Source organism: Hydrogenophaga sp. 5NK40-0174 (assembly GCF_040372165.1).
Classification (GTDB): domain Bacteria; phylum Pseudomonadota; class Gammaproteobacteria; order Burkholderiales; family Burkholderiaceae_C; genus Hydrogenophaga.
Genome location: NZ_BAABWG010000002.1, coordinates 747,328 through 767,002, shown reverse-complemented (window position 1 = coordinate 767,002; position 19,675 = coordinate 747,328). Strand labels below are relative to the sequence as shown.

Here is a 19,675-nt window from a genome sequence, read left to right as displayed (position 1 = left end):
ATGGAAATCGCAGCCAAACTCTTCGGCGGTGCTGCCGCCCTGCGCGATCCCAAGGAACTGGCCCGCGCCCTGGTGATGAACCTGGGCGTACCCCTGATCGCTCTGGTTCTCTTCATGGCCTTGTGGTCTTTCACGGCGGCCCGGATTCAGACCAGCCTGGGCGCCGTCCCGGGACCGGTCAAAGTCTCAGAGCAGGCCATGGTTCTTGTCAAGGAGCATTTCTCGGAGAGAAAGCGGGAAGCCGCCTTCTACGAGCGCCAGGAAGAGCGCAACGCCGAGCGTTTGGCTGACGATCCCAACTACGAGCCTCGCATCTTCCCCTGGACAGGCAAGGCCACCTATTTCGATCAGATCATCACCAGCCTGAAGACGGTGTTCGTGGGCTTCATGCTTGCCACACTGGTGGCTGTGCCGCTGGGCATTCTGGCCGGTACCTCCAAGGTGGTGCAGGCCGCCATCAATCCGCTGGTGCAATTGTTCCGCCCCGTCTCTCCGCTGGCCTGGCTGCCCATCGTGACCCTGATCGTCTCTGCGGTCTACGTCACCACCGGCGAACCCATGTTCGAGAAGTCCTTCCTGATCTCGGCCATCACCGTGACGCTGTGCTCCCTGTGGACCACACTGATCAACACTGCCATTGGTGTGTCCTCCGTTGACAAGGACCTGGTCAACGTGGGCAAGGTGTTGCAGCTTCCTCTGGGCACCCGCATCCGCAAAGTCATTCTGCCCTCTGCCCTGCCCTATATCTTCACCGGCATGCGCCTCTCGCTGGGTGTGGGCTGGATGGTTCTGATCGCTGCCGAAATGCTGGCGCAAAACCCGGGTCTGGGCAAGTTTGTCTGGGACGAGTTCCAGAACGGCAGTTCGGACTCGCTCAGCCGGATCATGGTTGCCGTTTTCACCATCGGTGCCATCGGCTTTGCCCTGGACCGCCTGATGCAAACCCTGCAAAACCTCGTCTCTCACCGCTGATTCCCGCTTCACCCCATTCGCACGCACAAGAAGTGTGAACAGGCCTCAGGAGCCGACATGAACGCCATTGCCATGCCCCAAGCCATTCTCGATACCGCTGCCTCACATGACACGCCTCAGCTTGAGGCGGTCCCTGGCACTGCTGCGCTGGAACTGCGCAACGTGTGCAAGGGCTACGGCAGCGGATCCAGCCGCACCGAGGTACTCAAAGACCTCAGCTTGCGGGTGGAGCCCGGCGAGTTCGTGGCCATCGTCGGCTTCTCCGGAACCGGCAAGACCACGCTTATCAACCTGCTCGCAGGCCTGACCCAGGCTGATTCGGGCGAAGTGCTCAAGAATGGCGATGCCATCACCGGCCCGGGGCCTGACCGAGGCATTGTGTTTCAGAGCTACTCCCTCATGCCATGGCTGAGCGTTCGTGAGAACGTATCGCTGGCGGTCGACCGGGTCAATGGTTCGATGAGTGCCTCCGAGCGCGGAGATCTGGTCAAGCACTATGTGTCCATGGTGGGCCTCACGCCCGCCATCGACAAGAAGCCAGCCCAGCTCTCCGGCGGCATGCGCCAGCGCGTCTCCGTTGCCCGTGCGCTCGCCACCGACCCTGACGTGCTTCTGCTGGACGAGCCACTCTCCGCCCTGGACGCTCTTACCCGCGCCAACCTGCAGGACGAGATCGTCAAGATCTGGAGCGAAAACAAGAAGACCGTGGTGCTGATCACCAACGATGTGGACGAAGCCCTCATGGTGGCCGACCGCATCATTCCCCTTCAGATCGGACCTGGCGCTGCACTCGGCCCGTCGTTCAGCGTGGACATCGACCGCCCCCGCGATCGCCGCGCCATGAACCACGACCAGCGCTTCAAGGAACTGCGCCAGGAAATCACCGCCCATCTGATTGCGCTGTCACACCAGAACGCTGCACAGCAAGGCAACAATGTTGTCCAGCTGCCAAGCCTGACCCCGCGAGCACCCAACGAAAGCAAGAGCCAGGGTGTTGGTGCCACAGCTGCGAGGCTGCTCGGCATGCGTCATGCCGCCCTGGCGGAACGCATCGAAGCAGAAGCCCTCGAGGCAGAGCGCCAGATCCCTGGCAACGTGAATGACCGCGAGCCCACCACGGCCGACGACCGCTTTGTCGAGTTCTCCAACATCGTCAAGATCTATCCGACGCCCAAGGGGCCGCAGGCGGTGGTCGACGGCTTCGACCTGAAGATTCGCAAGGGCGAGTTCATCTCCCTCATCGGGCACTCTGGCTGCGGCAAGTCCACGGTACTGTCCATGATGGCCGGGCTGACCGACGTGAGCGATGGCGCCATCGTGCTCGACGGGCGCGAAGTCAACGATGCCGGCCCCGACCGGGGCATCGTGTTTCAGGCGCCCAGCCTGGTGCCCTGGCTGACAGCCTTCGAGAACGTCATGCTGGGCGTGCAGCGCGTGTTTCCTCATGCTTCCCAAGCCGAGCGCAAAGACACCGTGGAGTATTACCTCAACCGCGTCGGTCTGGGCAGCTCCATGCAAAAGAAAGCCATGGACCTGTCCAACGGCATGAAGCAGCGCGTGGGCATTGCCCGGGCGTTTGCACTCCAGCCCAAAATGCTCCTGCTCGATGAACCGTTCGGCATGCTGGACTCCTTGACCCGCTGGGACCTGCAAGAGGTGCTGATGGAGGTGTGGTCGCGCAGCCAGGTCACCGCCATGATGGTCACCCACGACGTCGACGAAGCCATCTTGCTGGCTGACCGCGTCGTCATGATGACCAACGGGCCACGTGCCAAGGTCGGCAAGATCATGGACGTGCCGCTGCCCCACCCGCGCAGCCGCGAAGCGCTGCTCAAGCACCCACGCTACTACGAGTTGCGCGAAGAGCTGATCGGCTTCCTGGAAGATTGCGGCAGCCAGCACTGATTCGCGGGCAGAGCAACAGAAGACGTATCGGGAAAGAGGGACGAGGGGGAAGGCGCCCGGCAAGAGAACGACAGAGAATCATCCTCGCGCCAAGAGCGGCGCAGCCAGCGTCACCGTGGCCATGTCGCCCGGTGCGCTGTGCTGTTTCTGCCTTCGCTCAGTGCCATTCGCGAAGATCGTGACAGCCATCACAGATGCGCCCGGAAGTTCTGTGCCGGGAGCACCGATGGCGACAAGAGCACTAACAATATCGGATTGATTGCGTTCATCCGGCGCAGACGACAGACAGCCGCCAGATGATCATCTCATCTCAGCTGGATGCGCCTGTCGCGATGAAACCAGTACAAGAATCAGCATCACTGACCTTCAGGGAAACACGACATGGAGCAGAAAACACTGCAATTGATCGCCAAGCTCCGCCGACTCGCCGGCAGGCAAGGCAAGCCCTTTGACGTGCTGAAGTTCTCCGAGGACAGCGAGTACGCCCAATCGACCCTGACGGGCCTGATGGACACGGACGACGAAGATGTGCTGGTCACAGGGCTCTCACTGCAACAGGCCTTGACGTCCATTCCTTCACGCCCCGAAACGCAGGAAGTCAGAACCAGGACGGGCGAGCCGCTGACATCGTCAACTTCGCCATCACCAGCTCCTTCTTCTGCCTCTGACACCCCACGCAGCAGCGGCGCACGCACCTACAACGGTCGCCTGCGCTGAGCTCCCTGCCGACAGCAGCAGTACGCGCACACCAAAACGGTGCGAAGTTTCTGGGCAACAACATTTGGTGCACACCGCCAACAGGCACGCACCACAACGCTGTCAATACGGCAACCGCGCAGCCTGCTTCAGATCGCGCCACCAGGCTCGCCCTTGGTCCTGATTGGCATGAGCCCAGCGATCCGGCGCTACAAAAATCAATAACTTAGCGCATCTGCCATTCTCGCCCGCCATGTCAGCGGCGAACGACCTTGGCACCATGGCCTGTCTTGCGCCACAGCTCGCCACACTGGCACACCTCTTGCATTAACAGAACAAGCGCAAAGAAGCGCTATCCAGACACCCTGGTCTGGAGCCCGGTGTGCAACGGCGCGCACCCAACACCTGTCCCCCGGCAACGGCGCCTGGTCAGAGTGTGCTCTCCAGCAGAGCAATCCCGTACCCCCACATTTCGGAAATGTCTGACGTCTGCCTGCACCTGGTTTCAGCAGCAGACACCTGACACCCTTCCTTCCCTACGCAGGCCATGGTGGCCGGCAACCCGCGAGCTTTTGTCAGGAGTGGTCGCAATGAAAAAGATGAACTTGGTGATGATTGGCAATGGCATGGCAGGCGTGCGTGCCCTGGAAGAGCTGCTCAAGCTCACCACTGACCTGTACGACATCACTGTCTTTGGCGCCGAGCCGCACCCCAACTACAACCGCATCATGCTCTCGCCTGTGCTGGCTGGAGAGCAGACGCTGGAAGAAATCGTTCTCAACGATTGGGACTGGTACAAGGAAAACAACGTCACCCTGCACGCGGGCTATAAAGTCACCGACGTGCACCGCACCAAGCGCATCGTGACTGCGGTGAACGGCGAAGGTCAGACGCTGGAAGTGCCTTACGACAGGCTCATCATGGCCACCGGTTCAAACCCGTTCATCCTGCCCATCCCTGGCAAGGATCTGGACGGCGTTCTGGCCTACCGTGACATCGCGGACACCGAAGCCATGATCGACGCAGCCACCCGGTACAAGAGCGCTGTGGTCATCGGCGGCGGCCTGCTGGGACTGGAAGCTGCCAACGGCTTGATGAAGCGCGGCATGAACGTCTCTGTGGTGCACGTGGCTCCATGGCTGATGGAGCGCCAGCTCGACGATGTCGCAGGCAAGATGCTGCAAAAGTCGCTGGAAGACCGCGGCATGAACTTCCTGATCGGCGCGCAGACACAAGAGCTGGTGGGCGACGACAAAGGTCGCGTCAAGGCCATCAGGTTCAAGGATGGCTCGGAAGTCGAGGCTGACCTGGTGGTCATGGCGGTCGGTATCCGCCCCAACACCGAACTCGCCCAGAAAATGCACTTGCACGTTGACCGTGGCATCGTGGTCAGCGACACCATGCAGACTGTGACCGACCCCCGTATCTATGCAGTGGGCGAATGTGCTGCTCACCGTGGCATCGCCTACGGCCTGGTGGCTCCGCTGTTTGAACAGGGAAAAGTGCTGGCCAACCATCTGGCTGAATTCGGCATTGGCCGCTACACCGGATCGCTCACCTCCACCAAACTCAAGGTCACCGGCATCGATCTCTTCTCTGCTGGCGACTTCATGGGTGGCGATGGCACCGAAGAGATCGTGATGAGCGATCCGTTCGGCGGTGTCTACAAAAAGCTGGTCATCAAGGACGACAAGCTGGTCGGCGCCTGTCTGTATGGCGACACGGTGGACGGCAGCTACTACTTCAAACTGCTGCGCGAAGGCCGCACCGTCCAGGACATCCGAGACAAGCTGATGTTCGGCGAAAACCACCTGGGCGATACCGGCCATCAGAGCCAGAGCAAAGCAGCGGCCATGGCCGACACCGACGAAGTCTGCGGATGCAACGGTGTGACCAAGGGCGCCATCTGCAAGGCCATCAAGGAAAAGGGCCTGTTCACGCTTGATGAAGTCAAGAAGCACACAAAGGCCAGCGCCTCCTGCGGCTCCTGCACAGGCCTGGTCGAGCAGATTCTGATGTTCACCGCTGGCGGCGACTACTCCGCCACGCCCAAGAAGAAGGCCGTGTGCGGTTGCACCGATCGCAGTCACCAGGAAGTTCGCGAGGCCATTGCACAAAACAAGCTGCTCACCATCGCCGATACGTTCAAGTTCCTGGAGTGGAAAACGCCCAATGGCTGCGCCACCTGCCGCCCAGCGGTCAACTACTACCTGATCAGCACCTGGCCCAAGGAAGCCAAAGACGACCCACAAAGCCGCTTCATCAACGAGCGCACTCACGCCAACATTCAGAAAGACGGCACCTACTCGGTCATTCCGCGCATGTGGGGTGGAGAAACATCGGCAGACGAACTACGTCGCATTGCGGATGCAGTCGACAAGTACAAGATCCCGACCGTCAAGGTCACCGGCGGCCAGCGAATCGACTTGCTCGGCGTGAAGAAGGAAGACCTGGTTCATGTCTGGAAGGACATCGGCATGCCCAGTGGACACGCCTATGCCAAAGCACTGCGCACGGTAAAGACTTGCGTTGGCAGCGAATGGTGCCGCATGGGTACACAGGATTCGACCCAGATGGGCAAAGATCTGGAACGCGCCCACTGGCGCATGTACGCGCCGCACAAGGTCAAGTACGCCGTCTCGGGCTGCCCGCGCAACTGTGCCGAGGCAGGCATCAAGGACGTCGGCATCATTGGTGTGGACAGCGGCTGGGAGATGTACATCGCCGGCAACGGAGGCATCAAGACCGAGGTTGCGCACTTCCTGGTCAAGCTCAAAACTGCGGAGGAAGTGCTGGAGTACACCGGCGCCTTCATCCAGCTCTATCGCAAGGAGGGCTGGTACCTGGAGCGCACCGTGCACTACGTCAACCGGGTGGGCCTGGACTACATCAAGAAGCGCATCCTGGATGATGCCGAAGGCCGCAAGGCACTGAACGAAGAATTGCTGTTCGCTCTCGACGGTGAGCCCGACCCCTGGTTCGAGTTCGACAAAGCCGGCGTCGACACGCGTCAGTTCGAGACGCTCTCGGCCAAGGCTCAGGAGACGGCATGATGAAACTACAGCGTCGCTCTTTCGTGGCGCTTGCCTGCGCGGCCCTGCCTTCTGCATGGGCCCAGGGAACAGGCGCTGCGCCATGGACACCAGCCGAACTCAACCTCGCCATCAACATGGCGGGTCGACAACGCATGTTGTCCCAGCGCGTGATCAAGGCCTGGCTGGCATCGACCATGCTCCCGGGCCATGCCGCTGCCCTGAAGGTCCTGGAAAGCTCGAAATCCCTGTTTGAAAAGCAGCTGACGGACCTCTCTGCCAAGGCCCCGTCGCAAGAAATCCGCTCCACTTACCTCAGCCTCGCGGCTTCGTGGAACGACTTGCAAAGCCTGCTAGGAAGCACCACCAGCACCCCGGATGCCGTTCGCACGCTCATCCGTGCCGACGCACGCGTGCTGTCACTTGCGCACCAGGGCACGCAGCAATATGAAGCTGTGCAAAACCAGGCGACCGGAGCTCTGGTCAATCTGGCAGGACGGCAACGCATGCTGACCCAGCGCATGGCCAAGTTCTATTTCACATCGGCCATGGGAGTAGACACAGACGCCTCAATGGCCGAGCTGCAAAAGGCCCGAGGTGAATTCGAGGCCGCCCTCGCCAGGCTCAAGGCTGCCCCTGAAGCCACGCCGCGCATCCTGGCCGAACTGCAGCTGGGTGAGACCCAATGGGTGTTCTTCCAGCACGCGCTCAAGCGCCTAGACCCTGGCACGCCCAACAAGACCTACCTGTCCGACGTCTTCGTCACCAGCGAGAACCTCTTGCAGGTGATGGACAAAGTCACCCACCTGTTCGCTTCCCTCGAAGCATGAGAAAGCCAAACCATGAGCCAATGGATCGCCATCTGCAAAGTTGAAGACATCCCTGTCCTGGGCTCGCGCCGCGTGTCGCGCGAGCAGGGGCTGGACGTGGCCATCTTCCGCAACGACAAGGACGAGGTCTTTGCCCTGCTCGATCGCTGCCCCCACAAGGGCGGACCGCTGTCGCAAGGCATCGTGTTCGGCGTGCACGTCACTTGCCCGCTGCACAACTGGACCATCGGCATGTGCGACGGCCAGGCCATGGCACCCGATGAAGGCTGCACGCCGAAATTCGCACTCAAGGTGGAAGACGGAGAAGTGTTCCTGGATGCCCATGAGCTGAGCACTCACGCCACCGATCTGGAGCGCCCCATCGCGGGCCCGGCACGCCGCAGGCAGCCCGCCTGAAGCTCACCCAACTGAACGCCTGAGACACGATGAGCAAAACCACCACCCGGTCCACCTGTCCTTACTGCGGCGTTGGCTGCGGTGTGCTCATCGAGTCGGATGGCCAGCAGATCACGGGCGTTCGGGGCGACCCGGACCACCCTGCCAATTTCGGCAAGCTGTGCACCAAGGGCAGCACACTGCACCTGACGGCTGCACAGCCCATCACCTTGCAAACGCGCCTGTTGCAACCCATGCAACGCGCCCAGCGGGGCGCTGCGCCACAGGCCATCGAATGGGACGAAGCCATTGCGCTGGCCGCCAACCGGCTGGCTGATGTGGTGACCCGCCACGGCCCGGACGCTGTTGGCCTCTATCTCAGCGGCCAGTTGCTCACCGAGGACTATTACGTCTTCAACAAGCTGGCCAAAGGCCTCATCGGCACCAATAACGTCGACACCAACTCTCGCCTGTGCATGAGCAGTGCCGTGGCCGGCTACAAGGCCACGCTCGGCGCCGACGCACCGCCTGCCTGCTACGACGATGTCAACCATGCCGACTGCCTGTTCATCGTGGGCAGCAACACGGCGTTTGCGCACCCCATCCTCTTCCGCCGCATCGAGGATGCCAAGCGCAAGAACCCCGACATGAAGGTCATCGTGGCCGACCCGCGTCGCACCGACACTGCGGGCCTGGCCGACCTGTACCTGCCGGTTCAGCCCGGCAGCGACGTCGCCCTCTTTCATGGCATGTTGCACCTCATGCTGTGGGAAGGCTGGGTTGACCAGGCCTATATCGACGCGCACACCGAAGGTTTTTCAGAACTCAAAGCACTGGTCCGTGAATACACCCCGGCCCATGTGGCTGAAATCTGCGGCATCAGCACCGAACAGTTGCAGCAGGCCACCCAATGGTTTGCCACCTCGGGCGCCACACTCAGTCTGTACTGCCAGGGCCTGAACCAGAGCAGCAGTGGCACGGCCAAGAACGCTTCGCTCATCAACCTGCACCTGGCCACCGGCCAGATCGGCAAGCCCGGTGCAGGCCCGTTCTCGCTCACCGGGCAGCCCAACGCCATGGGCGGCCGGGAAGTCGGCGGCCTGGCCAACCTGCTCTCCGCCCACCGCGACATGGCCAACCCTGCGCACCGTGCTGAAGTGGCAGCGCTGTGGGGCGTACCTTCTGTGCCAGAAAAGCCCGGCAAGACGGCCGTGGACATGTTTCAGGCGGCAGCCGATGGCGAGATCAAGGCGCTTTGGATTGTCTGCACCAACCCGGCGCAATCCCTGCCCGATCAGGCCACCGTACGCCGTGCGCTGGAACGGGCCGAGTTCGTCATCGTGCAGGAAGCTTTTTCCACCGCTGCCACCTGCGACTATGCAGACCTGCTGTTGCCCGCAGCTACCTGGGGCGAAAAGGAAGGCACCGTCACCAACAGCGAGCGCCGCATTTCTCGGACCCTCGCTGCCGTGCCGCCCGCTGGCGAAGCCCGTTCCGACTGGCGCATTGCCGTCGACGTGGCGCAAAGCCTGCAAAGGCGCATCCACCCCGAGCTGACCGACCTCTTCCCCTACCAGGACACCGAAAGCATCTGGCTGGAGCACCGCGAAAGCACCCGAGGCCGTGACCTCGACATCACGGGGCTGAGCTTTGACATCCTGGAAAAGCAAGGCCCGCAGCAATGGCCCATGCCGGAAGGCGCCAGCCAGGGCAAAGATCGCCTGTATGCCGACGGCGTATTCCCGACTGCCAGCGGCAAGGCCAGGTTCAACGCCACGCCATGGAAGCCCGTCGCTGAGCGGCGCGAAGCCCGCTACCCGTTCTCGCTGACCACCGGCCGCCTGCGTGACCAGTGGCACGGCATGACGCGCACCGGCACGCTGGGTCGGCTCTTTGGCCATGTACCGGAACCCGTGGTGGAGCTCAATGCCCACGACATGGAGCGCCGCGGCATCGCTGAGGGTGACCTCGTGGAGCTGGCCAGCCAACGCGGCACACTGGTGCTGCCCGCCCAGGCCAGCGATGCCATTCAGGCTTCCCAGGCTTTCGTGGCCATGCATTGGGGCAGCGAGTACCTCAGCGGCCGCGACATTGACGGCAAGGCCATCGGCGGCATCAACGCCCTGACGACGCCCGCCTACTGCCCCACATCCAAGCAACCCGAACTCAAGCACACTGCCATCCGTGTGAGCCGGGCCAAACTGCCCTGGCGTCTGCTGGCCATGGCCTGGCTTCCCGCCAGCCGCGCACATGCCGTCCTCAGCGAACTGCGCTCCCTCATGCCTTCGTTTGACCACGCGGCATGTGTTCCTTTCGGCCGTGAGCGCACAGGTGTTTTGCTCCGGGCCGCCGCCACGGCACCTGTGGATGATGCCGTCCTCGAGCGCATCGAGGAACTGCTCGGCCTGGACGCAGCAGACGCCCTGCGCTATGCCGACAAGCGGCAGCACCAGCGCCGCAGTGCGCATTTCACCCCCGACGGAGAGGAAGTGCAGCTGCGCGCCGTCATGCTGGCAGGCGATGCCTCTTCAGAAGCCTGGATCAAGAACCTGATCAAGGACGAGCTGCCGGCCAGGCAATACGGGCGCCTGGTCCTGATGCCTGGCGGTACGCCCCCGGTGGCGCTGGCCACCAAAGGCAAGGAGGTCTGCACCTGCTTTGGGGTCAGTGAAGACGCGATTGTGGACGAGCTGCAAGAAGCTCAAGGCACTCCCGAAGAGCGTCTGGCCAAGGTGCAGAAAAAGCTCAGCTGCGGCACCAACTGTGGCTCCTGCCTGCCCGAACTGCGAAAAATCATCGCCATCCACCCGGCCAGCCAGACCGCCTGAAGTCCCAGTACACCCGTCCTACACCCGTCCCCAAGGGTGTACCCCGCGCCTCCCGGCATGTCCTTATTACCCAAAGTCATCAAAATTCACTGACAATTGCCACCCATGGGAATCAGTCAGTACATCAAGGAAATCGGTCGCGGAAAAGACGGGGCCCGCGCACTCACGCGCGAGCAGGCCACAGACCTGTTCGGCCAGGTCATCGACCGCAGCGTGACCGAGCTTGAAGTGGGTGCTTTTTGCCTGTCCATGCGAATCAAGGGTGAAACCCCGGAAGAGATGGCTGGCTTTCTGGATGCCACCCACGCTCGCCTGCAACGTATTCCCGACAATGGCACCACCACCGTGGTGCTGCCCAGCTACAACGGCGCGCGCAAGCTACCGGTGCTCACCCCCCTGCTCGGGCTTTTGCTCGCCAGAGAGGGGGCTGCGGTGATCATTCACGGCACCGCCACAGAGGAGCGCCGTGTGAGCACCGAATCGGTGCTTCGGGCACTGGATCAGGACATTGCCACCACTGTGCCCTCCATTGCACCAGGTGAGCTGGCCTACGTGCCCACAGAGGTCATGTCCCCAGGCCTTAAGAATCTGCTCGATGTGCGTCGCGTGGTGGGCTTGCGCAATCCGGCGCACAGCGTCGTCAAGCTGATGAACCCCTGCCAGGGTTCGGCTTTCATCGTGGCCAGCTACACCCATCCGGAGTACGCCGTGTCCATGGCAGACACCTTTGCCTTGACCGGCACACACGCCATGCTGCTGCGAGGCACGGAAGGCGAACCCGTGGCCGATGCCCGCCGCACCCCTCAAATGGAAGCGTTTCGCCAGGGGCAACGCCACCTGTTGGAACCACAGCAAGAAGGTTCGCTACAAAAGCTGCCCGAGCTGCCGTCCGAGTGCAGCGCGCATGCCACGGCTGCCTATATTCGTGCAGTCATGAACAACTCCTTACCTGTACCCTCCCCAGTAGCCATTCAGGTGGCCCACATCTTGCGAGAGATCGGAAAATCATGAGGAGCCACGACATGACCGTCCCGCAACACGATGATTCCCGAACGGGGTTGGTGTTCGCCCCAGGCACTGTGACGCTTGTGGGCGCCGGCCCCGGCGACCCGGACCTGCTCACCATCAAGGCCGTCAAAGCCATCAGCGCGGCCACGGTGCTTCTGATCGACGATCTGGTCAACGAGGCCGTCCTCGAGCACGCGCGGCCAGATGTGCGCGTGGTGCACGTGGGCAAGCGCGGCGGGTGCAAAAGCACTCCCCAGGCATTCATCGAAAAGCTCATGCTCATGGCAGCACGCGAAGGCGAGGTCGTGGTTCGCCTCAAGGGCGGCGACCCGTTCATCTTCGGTCGCGGCGGAGAAGAAGTGGAGCACCTCCAGCACGCAGGCATCCCGGTCCAGGTGGTCAATGGCATCACGTCCGGTCTGGCCGGCCTGACTTCGCTTGGCGTGCCGCTCACCCACCGTGACCATGCCCATGGCGTTGTGTTTGTCACCGGCCATGCCAAGCCTGGTGACCAGGGCACAGACTGGGAGGGCTTGTCCAATACAGCCCACAAGGCCAAGCTCACGCTCGTGATCTACATGGGCGTGTCCAGCGCCAGCCAGATCGAAGCCGGTCTGCTCAAGGGCCTGCCCGCATCCACACCGCTGGCCATCATCCAGCATGCCACCTTGCCCGAGCAGCGCCATGCGGTGAGTACGCTGGGTGAACTCACCACAACGCTCGCACAGGAGGGCCTGGGCAGCCCTGCCATCATCGTCGTCGGTGACGTGGTCAGCGGCATCGCCGCCGCCTCCCGGCCCGATCAGCTCGACGCACTCCGGGCAGCCTGAAGCCCTTGCCTGCCGTGCCAGGGGACTGGCACCCCGGTTCAATGGGTACACTCCTGCAAACGCCATTGGCGACGGATGACGCCGCCCCGCGAACAACAAAAACCCTGCAGGAGACACCCCGTGTTCAGCAAAATCAACCAGCTCTCGGAAAGCCACGGCGAGCTTCGCACCGGCAAGGGCTTCGTCTCAGGCGTCATTGCGCTTTCGCTGGCCATGCTGTGTTTTCTGGGCGTGCTGGCCTTTCACTTTCCGCAGTACCTGACCACACCCGAGCTTCGGCAAAGCTACGACGTCGACACCATCCGGCTGATCATGTTCGTCGCCATGGTGGTCTCGGGCGGACTCAGCCTGGTGAACATTCTGCTGCGTCGCACGCCCTGGCTGTCGTTTGTGGCATTTGGTTTTGTCGTGCTCACCGCCTTCCTGGGTGGTCACAAGGTCCCCGTCAACGATTTCGCTGACGGCACGCCTTACATCGGCCTGGACTGGTTCATCCTCGACTTGCTCGGCTCAGCGCTGATCTTCATCTTCATCGAGAAGCTGTTCGCACACCGCAAGGATCAGCCTGTGTTTCGCCCTGAGTGGCAGACCGACCTCAACCACTTCATTGTCAACCACATGCTCATCGGCTTCATGCTGCTGGCGACCAACCTGCTGGTGCACAAGCTGTTCGGCTGGGCTGCCAACGATGGCATTCGCCACTGGATCGCCAACCTGCCCTTCTGGGCCGCCTTGCCGCTCATCATTCTGGTGGCTGATCTGGTGCAGTACTGGACGCACCGCGCCTATCACGAAGTGCCGCTGCTGTGGCGCCTGCATGCCGTGCATCACAGTGCCAAGCACATGGACTGGCTCGCCGGCTCGCGCCAGCACGTCATCGAAATTCTGCTGACCCGGGTTCTGGTGCTCGCCCCCATCTTCGTACTGGGCTTTTCCAAGGAAGTCATCGACGCCTACATCATCGTGGTCGGTTTCCAGGCCGTGTTCAACCACGCCAACGTGAGCGTGCGTCTGGGTCCATTGAGCTACCTCATCGTCACCCCCAACTTCCACCACTGGCACCACAGCCAGGATCAGGAGGCGCTGGACCGCAACTATGCGGCCCACTACGCCTTCCTGGATCACCTCTTTGGCACCGCCGTGAAAAGCGACCGCAAATGGCCAGACCACTACGGCGTGCTGGGTGACTATGTGCCGGATGGTTTTCTCAAACAGCTGAAGTTTCCGTTTGTGTGGAAAGGCTGAAGTACTTTCAACCAGACCCTCTCAAGCCATGTGACCTATGCAATCGAGAATCCGCCGTCCACTGTCAGCACATGCCCGTTGACGTAGCTTGCAGCTTTTGACAGCAGGAACAGCACCATGGCAGCCACCTCGACAGGCTCACCTGCACGACCGGCCGGGGACGCCTTCATACTGGTATCCATTTCCTCCAGACCGCCAAAGCCTTGCTCAGCCATCGGCGTTCTGATCGGGCCTGGCGCTACGGCATTGCAACGCAGACCCGACTGAAAATACTCCAAGGCTGCCGCACGCGTCAGTCCATTGACCGCATGCTTGCTGGCCACGTAGGGGCCAAGGTTCGCAAATCCCAGCTCCCCGGCAATGGAACTGGTGTTCACAATGGAACCGCCACCCGAACTCAGCATGGACGCAATCTGGTGCTTCATGCTCCAGAACACCGACATCACGTTGGCCTGAAGCACTGCATGCATCTCCGCATCACCCGTCAGATGCAGGCTCTGTGCGTCACCCAGCATCCCGGCGTTGTTGAATGCTCCGTCAAGGCCACCAAACCGGGCCACGGCAGCCTCAACGGCAGCCTTGACCTGAGCCTCCTGGCTAAGGTCTGCTGCAATCACCAGGGCTCGCCCCGGCCCTTCGTCAATTTTCGCGGCCACCGCCTCCAGGGCCTGGCGACGGCGCGCCACCAAGGCCACGTTGGCCCCTGCCTGCCCCAGAGCCAAGGCAGTGGCGGCACCAATGCCTGAAGATGCACCGCTGACCCAAAACGTCCGCCCCTGAAACTCTGTTGATGCAACTGGTATTTCCATTTTTCCGATACTCCAATATTCAATGTCCGATATTCAATAAGGGACTGCGCCAATCCGATCGACACAGCGTTGATGAACATGTACCCAGCCCGTGCAAAGTGGCATCCCTGCCCGATACACACCCGTGGCTACACCCGATCCAGATGCCACTCAACCAGTGAATGACAAGCGCCCTTTTCTTCAATGACCTGTTGAACCGCATTCATGAATGAACAACAAGATCCGCTCAACTTCGCCGATCTGGAGAACTTCTGCGCGGTCGCGCAATACAGGAGCTTTCGCCTGGCTGCAGAAAAGCGCGACAGCTCACCCTCGGCCTTGAGCCACAGCCTGCGACGCCTGGAAGCCAGCCTGGGCGTTCGGCTCCTGAATCGCACCACGCGCAGCGTCACCCCCACAGACGCAGGGAGCGAACTTCTCACCACCCTCGCACCCGCCTTCCAGGACATCAGGCAAGCCTTGGCGGATCTTCGAGCGCACTCAACGAAGGTCACTGGTCACTTGCGCCTCAATGCCCCCCGGTCTTTGGCAGTGCACGTCGTCAGCCCTCTGATCAACGCCTTGACCAAACAGCACCCCGATCTGCAAATCACCCTCGTGACCGATGACAGCCTGGTCAACATCGTCGAGCAAGGCTTCGATGCAGGGTTCAGGTTTGGCGAGTCCCTTGAGCAGGACATGCTGGCTGTGCCGGTGAGGCGAGCCATTCGCTTCAACGTAGTGGCGTCCCCTGCATATCTGGAACGTTTCGGCACGCCTGAGCACCCCGGGCAGTTGCTCGAACACGCCTGTATCGGCCTGCGCTTCCCCAATGGAAAAGCCTATGCGTGGGAGTTCAGCGATCAAGGCCGCCCCTTCAGCGTCAACATCAAGGGCCCATTGCAGGTTGACGCCACAAACCTGGCGATCAACAGCGCCTGCGAAGGTGTGGGCCTGGCATACGTGTTTGAACACGACTGCCAAGCCCTCATCGAGCAGAATCGATTGGTGCCAGTGCTGCAAGCCTGGATGCCCCCGGCAGAAAGACTCTACCTCTACCACCCCAGCCGCCGTCAGATGACCCCAGCCATGTCCGCCTTGATCGAGCTCATTCAAACGCAGGCGGAGACCAACGACCTGTCACACCGACACCGAGGTCAGAGCTAAACTCACCTGCATGCAAGTCTTCGACGTCATCATCATCGGCGCAGGTGCCGCAGGTCTCTTCTGTGCCGGCGTAGCAGGGCAACGAGGCTTGCGCGTGCTGCTTGTCGATCACAGTGCCAAGGTGGCAGAGAAGGTCCGCATCTCCGGCGGTGGGCGTGCCAACTTCACGAACCGCGACATCGACACCCGAGCCCCTCAGCAGCACTACCTTGGCAGCAGCCAGAACTTCTGCCGCTCTGCACTGTCTCGCTACACGCCGGCCGATTTCATTGCGCTCATGCAGCGCCATCACATTCCCTTCCACGAAAAACACAAAGGCCAGCTTTTTTGCGACCATTCCGCCGGCGACCTGATCGACATGCTGCTGCGCGAATGCGATGCCGGTGGCGTACAGCGCTGGCAGCCTTGTGGCGTGAAAGCGGTGCGGCGAACCGATGGCAGCGAAGGTGGCTACGAGGTCGATACCGAGCACAAAGGAACGGTGAAAGCACGCAGCCTGGTGGTGGCCACAGGCGGATACTCCATCCCCAAGATCGGTGCCACCGGCTTTGGCTTTGAGCTCGCCCGGCAGTTCGGCATCAACGTGGTCGATACCCGGCCAGGCCTGGTACCGCTGACCTTTGATGGAGACGCCTGGAAGCCCTATGCCGACCTGGCCGGCATTGCCATGCCCGTGCGCATCAGCACTGGCAGCAAGAAAAAACGCACCGGATTTGACGAAGACCTGCTGTTCACGCACCGCGGTCTCTCGGGCCCTGGCATTCTGCAAATATCCAGCTACTGGCAGGCTGGCGCCAGCATCGATATCGATCTGTTGCCCCAGGTCGAACTGGCGGCCGAACTCTCCAGCGCCAAGACCCATTCGCGCAAACAGCTGGGCAATGTCCTGGGCCAATGGCTGCCATCAAGGCTGGCAGATGCATGGGTACAGCAGGATGATCAGTGGCTGCGCCCGGTGATGGAGTGCAGCGACAAAGCGCTCAACCGTCTGGCCGAACATGTCAAACACTGGCAGCTCACGCCCAATGGCAGCGAAGGCTACGCCAAGGCGGAGGTGACCGTGGGCGGTGTCGATACCGCAGCGCTTTCCGCTCAGACCATGGAGGTCAAAGCGCAGGCAGGGCTGTACTTCATTGGCGAGGTGGTAGACGTGACGGGCTGGCTCGGTGGCTACAACTTCCAGTGGGCATGGTCAAGCGCACACGCATGCGCGATGGCATTGCCCCAGTAGCCACCCTGCTCACGGCCCACCTCCCCTTCGTTGGCCCCAAGGCTCTCAAGGCTCTCAGCGCGCTCGTTCAGTGCCAGCCACTGAACGAAGGTGGTGAACAAGGCTTGCTCCCAGGTCATATCATGACCACCGTCGTAATCTACATCCGATACCTTGCTCGGCCGGTACTTGCCATTGAGCAATGCGTGCACACGGGTCAACCGGTCAGCCAGGGCTGACGAACCGGGCTTGAGCCGATTGGGCGCCATCAGCATCGCCACCAGCGAAAGGTACTCCTCGTCACTCAGTGCAGTGAAGGGTTTGGCAAAGTAGACCCGCGCCGCCTTTGCAAAACCTCGCACAGGCTTGCCCTCATGCTCGCCCAGGTAGGCCATGTTCAGCAGCAGCGCCAGTTGCTCACGCTTGGAAACCTGCGCATCAAAGGCGTAGCGGGCAATCAGGGTTTGCCTGAGCTTCGCAAAGCCTGGCTGAAACCCCTCAGGAAAGTACAGCAGCTTGACCAGCCCCTGGCTGATGGTGGTCATGCCAGCACCCGGGGTGGAGACATCGACACCACGGTGCTGAAAAAACGACGGATCCTCCACCGCAAGCAACCACTGCAAGCGTTCCTCGGACAGGGCATCAAGCTTGACCGCATGGCCATGACGCAGCCACGCCTTGTGGACGATGGATGGGGTGTCCTGATGCGCCTGCCGAACCACAAGCACAAAATACACCGTGCCCACGCCCACCAAAGGGATCGTCACACACAGCAGCAAGAGCCACGCACGGCGCACCACGCGCCATGCTGGCCCTGTAAACAAGGGCATCGGGTTCCTCCCTCACGCACCGCCACCACACCTGGTGCAGTGTCGGTGTTTCAGTCGATACGCCTCATCTTAGGCAAGAGGCGACCGATGCCTCGTCTCCATTTGTGTCATCAAGCAAACGCTGTCACGAGGCCTGACGCTGCACCTCGAGAGTCAGGCCCTCATCGCTGGCAGGAGGCTCGAAATGACTGGTCACCGACCTGAACACCGCCTCATTGTCGAAATCAGCCCGGTGCGGTTGCTCTTCACGGCGCCGCCGAAGGCGCGCCAGGCACACCTCGTCATCTGCTTCAAGATAAATCAGCCTGTGCCCAAAACCCACCTCTTCGCACACAGACTTCAGCCACGTTCTCTGGCGCCGGGTATTGGCGGGAAAATCCAGAACAACCGCAACGCCTTTGGGGAGCAACGACTGCACCATCGACTTCACCAGCGGCTTGAGCCGGGCCGAGCAGCGCAGGTAGTCGTCAAACGAGCGGATCTCCTCCGGGTACAGCTGCGTCAACCACTCATCTTCCGATATCCGCACCGCCCCAGTGTCTTTGGCCAGCCGTAACGCCGTGGTGGACTTTCCTGCCCCCATTTTTCCGCAGAGGAAAAACACCACCGGTTTCACTTGCATCCTGTCATCCATATCGTTCATTGCCCCTGCAGAATTTCGGCCTCACCGATCACCAGACACACGGCCCGCCAGGCGCCCTGACTCAGATTCAGCGAAGACGGCGGCGGCTCATGCAGTTCCGCCAGATGAATGCACGGGCATACGCTCAGCAAGCAAACCCGCAGACCAGGACTGTGTGCGCACCTGCCGCATGAGCATCATCCCCAGCATGTCAAGAGAGACGGCTGTGTTGGCCAGAATGACGACGCCGGATTTCGTTTTTGCATCAATGGCCAGATAGGAAGCATAACCACCGACCATGCCGTTGTGCCAGACCATTGTCTGGTTGCCCAACAGCCTGTCCAACAACGATGGCTGTATCCAGCCGATGCCGGAGTCCCCATTGAATTGCGGCTCCCGCATCTTCGCGAATGGCTTCCACAGCAGATCTCCTTCGTTCAGGTTGGCCTGCATGAACTTCAACATGTCGTGCACATTGGAACTCAGCGCGCCCGCACCAGAGAGCGCACCAAAGCGCCAGATCGGCGTTGGTGACCCTTTGCCCGTGTGACCCTGCGCCAATGCTGCCTGCATGGACTCGGACATCTGGACGCCAGTGTGGTCCATGCCCAGCGGCGCCAGCATCTTCTCCCGAAGCAACGACTCGTAGTTTTGGTCAGTGAGTTTCTCGAGCAAATGCCCCAGCAAGCCCATGCCGTAATTGGAGTATTCGAAACGGCCTGGCTTCTTCTTTCCGTCAGCAACAGACAAATGCTCGAAGATCTGATCCGCCCCCAGTGGGCCATAGGGGTCCAGCATCAGATCATTGCCTTTGGCGGCAGCAGTCATCCAGGCAAGGAGCGAAGGCGGAATGCTCGGAAAGCCAGACGTATGCGTCACGAGCTGCCTGAGCGTCACCTGCTGCACGGCTGGAGACAAAGGCATCGAGTCGCCAAGCAGCTCCCGCAGCGTGGCGTCCATGCTGAGACGGCCTTCATCGCACAGGATCTGGAGCAATGCGGCGGTAAATACCTTGCTCACCGACCCAATCTGAAACACTGTCGTCTCGTCCGGCGCTTCGGCGCCACCTGAGCCATCTGCGCGCACTCGTCCATAACCCTTTGTGTATGCCTCGCCATCCTTGAGGACGCCAATCACCAAGCCAAGATCAGGCATTCGCTTCGCAAACTTGGCCACCTCATCATCCATGGCAGATTGAAGCCCATGCCTGTCAGCCGGATGGGCCAGCCGGCGCCTCAGCCAGGCGACGCCAGGCAGGGCCGCCAGCGCCAGCACAATGATCACGATTGAGACAACAGGCATGTAACGACGATATGTCAGGAGGCCTCAAGGGTTGG

The 19,675-nt window shown here is 61.3% G+C and carries 16 protein-coding genes; 12 read left to right on the top strand and 4 right to left on the bottom strand.

All coding sequences use genetic code 11. From position 1 onward, the window contains the following. The 10 genes from ABWV89_RS09295 (at position 1) to ABWV89_RS09250 (ending at position 13,721) form a co-directional block, all read left to right on the top strand. On the top strand, positions 1–972 hold the full coding sequence (locus ABWV89_RS09295) for an ABC transporter permease (protein ID WP_353395985.1): 972 nt from the start codon (positions 1–3) through the stop codon (positions 970–972). 57 nt (positions 973–1,029) lie between these two features. Continuing rightward, positions 1,030–2,877 (top strand): ABC transporter ATP-binding protein, encoded by a 1,848-nt coding sequence (locus ABWV89_RS09290; protein WP_353395984.1) that lies wholly within the window; start codon positions 1,030–1,032, stop codon positions 2,875–2,877. A 381-nt stretch (positions 2,878–3,258) separates the two neighbouring features. Continuing rightward, positions 3,259–3,594, top strand: coding sequence for a hypothetical protein (locus tag ABWV89_RS09285; protein ID WP_353395983.1), 336 nt, complete (start codon positions 3,259–3,261; stop codon positions 3,592–3,594). Positions 3,595–4,163: 569 nt separating this feature from the next. Further along, on the top strand, positions 4,164–6,626 hold the full coding sequence (nirB, locus tag ABWV89_RS09280) for a nitrite reductase large subunit NirB (protein WP_353395982.1): 2,463 nt from the start codon (positions 4,164–4,166) through the stop codon (positions 6,624–6,626). After that, complete coding sequence (locus tag ABWV89_RS09275; protein ID WP_353395981.1) at positions 6,623–7,435, top strand: type IV pili methyl-accepting chemotaxis transducer N-terminal domain-containing protein; 813 nt, start codon at positions 6,623–6,625, stop codon at positions 7,433–7,435. Before nirB ends, ABWV89_RS09275 begins: the two co-directional genes overlap by 4 nt. A gap of 12 nt (positions 7,436–7,447) precedes the next feature. After that, the gene (gene nirD / locus ABWV89_RS09270; RefSeq protein WP_353395980.1) at positions 7,448–7,831 is read left to right on the top strand and encodes a nitrite reductase small subunit NirD; all 384 of its coding nucleotides are present in this window, start codon (positions 7,448–7,450) and stop codon (positions 7,829–7,831) included. A gap of 29 nt (positions 7,832–7,860) precedes the next feature. Next, positions 7,861–10,638 (top strand): nitrate reductase, encoded by a 2,778-nt coding sequence (locus ABWV89_RS09265; RefSeq protein ID WP_353395979.1) that lies wholly within the window; start codon positions 7,861–7,863, stop codon positions 10,636–10,638. Positions 10,639–10,743: 105 nt separating this feature from the next. Further along, positions 10,744–11,649: a DNA-binding protein YbiB gene (ybiB, locus tag ABWV89_RS09260; RefSeq protein WP_353395978.1), complete on the top strand. Its 906-nt coding sequence runs from the start codon at positions 10,744–10,746 to the stop codon at positions 11,647–11,649. 11 nt (positions 11,650–11,660) lie between these two features. Continuing rightward, on the top strand, positions 11,661–12,476 hold the full coding sequence (cobA, locus tag ABWV89_RS09255) for a uroporphyrinogen-III C-methyltransferase (protein WP_353395977.1): 816 nt from the start codon (positions 11,661–11,663) through the stop codon (positions 12,474–12,476). Between the two features lie 120 nt (positions 12,477–12,596). Then, the gene (locus ABWV89_RS09250) at positions 12,597–13,721 is read left to right on the top strand and encodes a sterol desaturase family protein (RefSeq protein ID WP_353395976.1); all 1,125 of its coding nucleotides are present in this window, start codon (positions 12,597–12,599) and stop codon (positions 13,719–13,721) included. 35 nt (positions 13,722–13,756) lie between these two features. On the opposite strand, the gene ABWV89_RS09245 is transcribed toward ABWV89_RS09250, so the two are convergent. Then, positions 13,757–14,530 carry an SDR family NAD(P)-dependent oxidoreductase gene (locus ABWV89_RS09245; protein WP_353395975.1) on the bottom strand — a complete coding sequence of 258 codons (774 nt, stop codon included), beginning with the start codon at positions 14,528–14,530 and terminating at the stop codon, positions 13,757–13,759. Positions 14,531–14,734: 204 nt separating this feature from the next. On the opposite strand from ABWV89_RS09245, the gene ABWV89_RS09240 reads away from it, so the two are divergent. After that, entirely contained in the window at positions 14,735–15,676 is a 942-nt protein-coding gene (locus ABWV89_RS09240) for a LysR family transcriptional regulator (protein WP_353395974.1), read from the top strand. A gap of 10 nt (positions 15,677–15,686) precedes the next feature. Beyond that, complete coding sequence (locus tag ABWV89_RS09235) at positions 15,687–16,907, top strand: BaiN/RdsA family NAD(P)/FAD-dependent oxidoreductase (protein WP_353395973.1); 1,221 nt, start codon at positions 15,687–15,689, stop codon at positions 16,905–16,907. Here the strand turns inward: ABWV89_RS09235 and ABWV89_RS09230 are convergent. The 3 genes from ABWV89_RS09230 to ABWV89_RS09220 form a co-directional block, all read right to left on the bottom strand. Continuing rightward, a complete protein-coding gene (locus ABWV89_RS09230) occupies positions 16,847–17,716 on the bottom strand; it encodes a transglycosylase domain-containing protein (RefSeq protein ID WP_353395972.1) in 870 nt (289 codons plus the stop codon). The genes ABWV89_RS09235 and ABWV89_RS09230 overlap by 61 nt on opposite strands. Before the next feature lie 124 nt (positions 17,717–17,840). Continuing rightward, a complete protein-coding gene (locus ABWV89_RS09225) occupies positions 17,841–18,359 on the bottom strand; it encodes a P-loop nucleotide/nucleoside kinase family protein (protein WP_353395971.1) in 519 nt (172 codons plus the stop codon). Positions 18,360–18,446: 87 nt separating this feature from the next. Next, complete coding sequence (locus tag ABWV89_RS09220) at positions 18,447–19,640, bottom strand: serine hydrolase domain-containing protein (RefSeq protein WP_353395970.1); 1,194 nt, start codon at positions 19,638–19,640, stop codon at positions 18,447–18,449. Positions 19,641–19,675: the final 35 nt, after the last annotated feature.

What these genes read in the sequence shown, in the direction of transcription:
- ABWV89_RS09265 (WP_353395979.1), top strand. Translation starts at nt 7,861, where the DNA reads ATGAGCAAAACCACCACCCGGTCCACCTGTCCTTACTGCGGCGTTGGC.
- nirD (WP_353395980.1), top strand. Translation starts at nt 7,448, where the DNA reads ATGAGCCAATGGATCGCCATCTGCAAAGTTGAAGACATCCCTGTCCTG.
- ABWV89_RS09245 (WP_353395975.1), bottom strand. Translation starts at nt 14,530, where the DNA reads ATGGAAATACCAGTTGCATCAACAGAGTTTCAGGGGCGGACGTTTTGG.
- ABWV89_RS09295 (WP_353395985.1), top strand. Translation starts at nt 1, where the DNA reads ATGGAAATCGCAGCCAAACTCTTCGGCGGTGCTGCCGCCCTGCGCGAT.
- ABWV89_RS09285 (WP_353395983.1), top strand. Translation starts at nt 3,259, where the DNA reads ATGGAGCAGAAAACACTGCAATTGATCGCCAAGCTCCGCCGACTCGCC.
- ABWV89_RS09220 (WP_353395970.1), bottom strand. Translation starts at nt 19,640, where the DNA reads ATGCCTGTTGTCTCAATCGTGATCATTGTGCTGGCGCTGGCGGCCCTG.
- cobA (WP_353395977.1), top strand. Translation starts at nt 11,661, where the DNA reads ATGACCGTCCCGCAACACGATGATTCCCGAACGGGGTTGGTGTTCGCC.
- nirB (WP_353395982.1), top strand. Translation starts at nt 4,164, where the DNA reads ATGAAAAAGATGAACTTGGTGATGATTGGCAATGGCATGGCAGGCGTG.
- ABWV89_RS09290 (WP_353395984.1), top strand. Translation starts at nt 1,030, where the DNA reads ATGAACGCCATTGCCATGCCCCAAGCCATTCTCGATACCGCTGCCTCA.
- ybiB (WP_353395978.1), top strand. Translation starts at nt 10,744, where the DNA reads ATGGGAATCAGTCAGTACATCAAGGAAATCGGTCGCGGAAAAGACGGG.
- ABWV89_RS09235 (WP_353395973.1), top strand. Translation starts at nt 15,687, where the DNA reads ATGCAAGTCTTCGACGTCATCATCATCGGCGCAGGTGCCGCAGGTCTC.
- ABWV89_RS09240 (WP_353395974.1), top strand. Translation starts at nt 14,735, where the DNA reads ATGAATGAACAACAAGATCCGCTCAACTTCGCCGATCTGGAGAACTTC.
- ABWV89_RS09275 (WP_353395981.1), top strand. Translation starts at nt 6,623, where the DNA reads ATGATGAAACTACAGCGTCGCTCTTTCGTGGCGCTTGCCTGCGCGGCC.
- ABWV89_RS09230 (WP_353395972.1), bottom strand. Translation starts at nt 17,716, where the DNA reads ATGCCCTTGTTTACAGGGCCAGCATGGCGCGTGGTGCGCCGTGCGTGG.
- ABWV89_RS09225 (WP_353395971.1), bottom strand. Translation starts at nt 18,359, where the DNA reads ATGAACGATATGGATGACAGGATGCAAGTGAAACCGGTGGTGTTTTTC.